Origin of the sequence: Pseudomonas defluvii (assembly GCF_001695625.1) — a bacterium.
Lineage (GTDB): Bacteria > Pseudomonadota > Gammaproteobacteria > Pseudomonadales > Pseudomonadaceae > Aquipseudomonas > Aquipseudomonas defluvii.
In genome coordinates this window covers 1-2,963 of the sequence record NZ_MBPN01000224.1, presented here as the reverse complement: position 1 = coordinate 2,963, position 2,963 = coordinate 1, and the positions used below count along the sequence as shown (strand labels likewise).

The following is a 2,963-nucleotide window of genomic DNA, read 5'->3' as shown; positions in this document are numbered from 1 at the left end:
GTGATGAAAAATATCCCGTGCAACACATCAAACACATCACCTTTACGCAAGCTGGTGACGATTGAGCCTATTTGCGTCTTTTCATACGGTATTTCCCCAACCCGACTATCAGGAACTGCCTGCGGTCCAATCTCCATGTAACTGCGCATGCACTCCCACAAGGCCATTGCCGTGGTACCGCCGCCACAGTTGAAACCCAAGCTGAAGTGCTGGTTGCCTTCCTGTGCATTTGGATCGGGGTTGTCAAAGCCGATGAATAACAGCCCCATTTCCATTCGGCCTCCTTGGCTGACGGTCGAATGCTGGACGGCTGCTGCGGTCACCGATTCCCACGGCACAATCCAGTACTCGCCGTCTTCGCGAGGGACGCAGACTTCACGGCGTTGGCGATTGAAGCGCAACGGCAAGGGGACTGGGCGGAACAGGCCGTGGATCATGATCAGTGCAGGAATGCCCGTAATGATGACTCCCCCCCCAAAGAGCTATCGAGCTCACCTCTGGTGCTATATCCCGAAAACCATAGGCGAAGCCCAAAAACATCATCACAAGTGGCCACAACACCATCACCCCCGCCCCTATGCTGTAGCTCCCAATATCCAGAAACACCTCATTCTTGCGCCAGATGGTGTTGAGCACATCCGCCGGCTGTTCACCGGTCGGGATCGGCAGGGGTGCCAGGTAATCACGTTGTGAGAACAGGCGTTTTTGGGTTGTACCGGCTGCGGGTCTACTCATCATTTCCCCGGCTCAAGGCAGGCGCCAACTTCGCCGCCAGCTCCGCCTCACGCTCAGCAATGGCTGATTCCAGCTCAGGTGAGCGCTTGGCCCACTGTTCGGGCGGCAAGGGTTTTGACCAATCGCTGATTTCGGGGTACGGCAGGTCGGGGGGTGGTGAGAGCTTCCAGCGTTCCAACACATCAATCAGCAGTGTGTTGAAAATAAACAGGCCGAAAAAACCTTCCCACAGCAACGTCAAAAACCAGCCCTTGCGCTGTGCGGCCTCAAAACAGTCGTCGATGTATGTTGCCAGGATGCCCTTGGGGCGATGAAACCGAGCGGTACGGTCAACAACGGCGTGCGGCCCGACTTCCATATAACTGCGCATGCACTCCCACAAGGCCATTGCCGTGGTACCGCCGCCACAGTTGAAACCCAGGCTAAAGTGCTGGTTGCCTTCCTGTGCATCGGGATCGGGGTTATCAAAGCCGATGAATAACAACCCCATTTCCATTCGGCCCCCTTGGCTGACGGTCGAATGCTGCACGGCTGCTGCGGTCACCGATTCCCACGGCACAATCCAGTACTCACCGTCTTCGCGAGGGACGCAGACCTCGCGACGCTGGCGATTGAAACGCAACGGCAAGGGGACTGGGCGGAACAGGCTTTGGATCAAAACAAATGATGGAACACCAACGATGAGTCCTGCTCCGATAGCGAAGATGTACCAGAGGTCATCATCCCAAGAGTAATACCCCATAATCAGAAACATCATCACAAGCGGCCACAACACCATCACCCCCGCCCCTATGCTGTAGCTCCCAATATCGAGAAACACCTCATTCTTGCGCCAGATGGTGTTGAGCACATCCGCCGGTGGTTCACCCGTCGGGATCGGCAGGGGCGCCAAGTAGTCACGTTGTGAGAACAAGCGTTTTTGGGTTGTACCTGCTGCCGGTCTACTCATTCTCGCCACGTCGGCTGCAGGTAGCGCGAACATTGCTGCTGGTCACTCAACAGGTAATGCCGGGCCTGGTCCAAACCGGGAGTGGGGTCGTCACGCAGGGTGATGAGCCCATCGTCTTGCGTGATGGTGAAGGCCACACCCCTCTCGCCGCCAACAAAGGCGCCGTCGCCGAGCAGTGCGGTCAGTGGCGTTCGGTAGTACACGCGCAATGAAACGCTAGCGGGCGGAAAGCTGAGGCTGCTGGACATGGAGAAGTCTCCCCGCAAACGCAGGCCTTGCCCCTCCCGGAGGGGGATCCAGGTGCATTGGCTTTTCTCCAGCCAGTATTTGCCTACCTCGGACCATAAGCGCGGCGGTTTAGCGGTGCTGTATGGGTTTCTCTTCAGTTGCTCGTGCCAGGTATCGCGATCGATTGGGTCGCCGATCATGGCCAGCGCCAGGTAGGTGCTGTGGGGTTCCGCCCCCGGCAGGTCAAGGGTCAGGCGCTTGATCACCGAAATGTTGCGGATACCGCTGGCATCCCCGGAATACACCGTGGTGTTGAGCACTTCAACACTGACCTTCGGCGCGTACAGGATGCGGTACAGCTGGGCGAGCTCCTGCTGCTGCACCTCGGGCGAAACAGGCCCTTGGTCGCGCGCCCGCCGTTTGGACCAGCAGCAGTTGGCGAGAAAAGTCTGCAAGGGCTTTTGCTGGAAAAACCAGGCGATCAGGTACAGCACGCCCAGCCCGGCGATCAGAATCGTGATAGGCCCCATCCAAAGCAGATAGCCCGCAATGGCGGCGTCAACGGTGGTAATGCCGAAAATGGCCCGCGCAGTGTAAGCAACACCCAGCAGAGCCTGCGCGCCAAAGGCCGCCACTTGAGCGCCGACAACGGAGTGACGCATATCAAGCCATGGATCTACAGAACCGTGAGCATGTTCTAGTTGCGCTTGCAGTGAGCTGAGCTCCTTAAATGCTGCATAAAATGACAACCCACCAATAACACCACCAAATAGCGTCAGCGTCGGCGCAGCTGATAAGCGCAGGTTGAACTCCTTAACCCCCAACCCCTTCCGAATCTGCATATCCACCACCGCCGTCAACGCCGCCCCGGCGTACAGCGTCGCGGAAATCGTGTCGTTGATGCGCTGCTTGTCCATCCCCTCCAGCGCACTGGCCTGGATCAGATGGCTATTGGCATTCCAGCTGTTGAGCAGGAGCACCATCAGGGCGATCAAGCCGCCGCTGTTTTGCACCACCTTGCTGTTGAAGATGCCCGCCGGTTGCCCCAGGC

The 2,963-nt window shown here is 57.9% G+C and carries 2 protein-coding genes and 1 pseudogene; all 3 read right to left on the bottom strand.

The genetic code is table 11. From position 1 onward, the window contains the following. A pseudogene (locus EKA13_RS26660) lies at positions 1–735 on the bottom strand (hypothetical protein); the annotation flags it as partial. Further along, complete coding sequence (locus EKA13_RS26655; protein WP_065761988.1) at positions 728–1,684, bottom strand: Asp23/Gls24 family envelope stress response protein; 957 nt, start codon at positions 1,682–1,684, stop codon at positions 728–730. The pseudogene EKA13_RS26660 and the gene EKA13_RS26655, both read right to left, overlap by 8 nt. After that, positions 1,681–2,907: a hypothetical protein gene (locus EKA13_RS28540; RefSeq protein ID WP_245704429.1), complete on the bottom strand. Its 1,227-nt coding sequence runs from the start codon at positions 2,905–2,907 to the stop codon at positions 1,681–1,683. Before EKA13_RS28540 ends, EKA13_RS26655 begins: the two co-directional genes overlap by 4 nt. Positions 2,908–2,963 lie beyond the last annotated feature (56 nt).

What these genes read in the sequence shown, in the direction of transcription:
- EKA13_RS26655 (WP_065761988.1), bottom strand. Translation starts at nt 1,684, where the DNA reads ATGAGTAGACCGGCAGCAGGTACAACCCAAAAACGCTTGTTCTCACAA.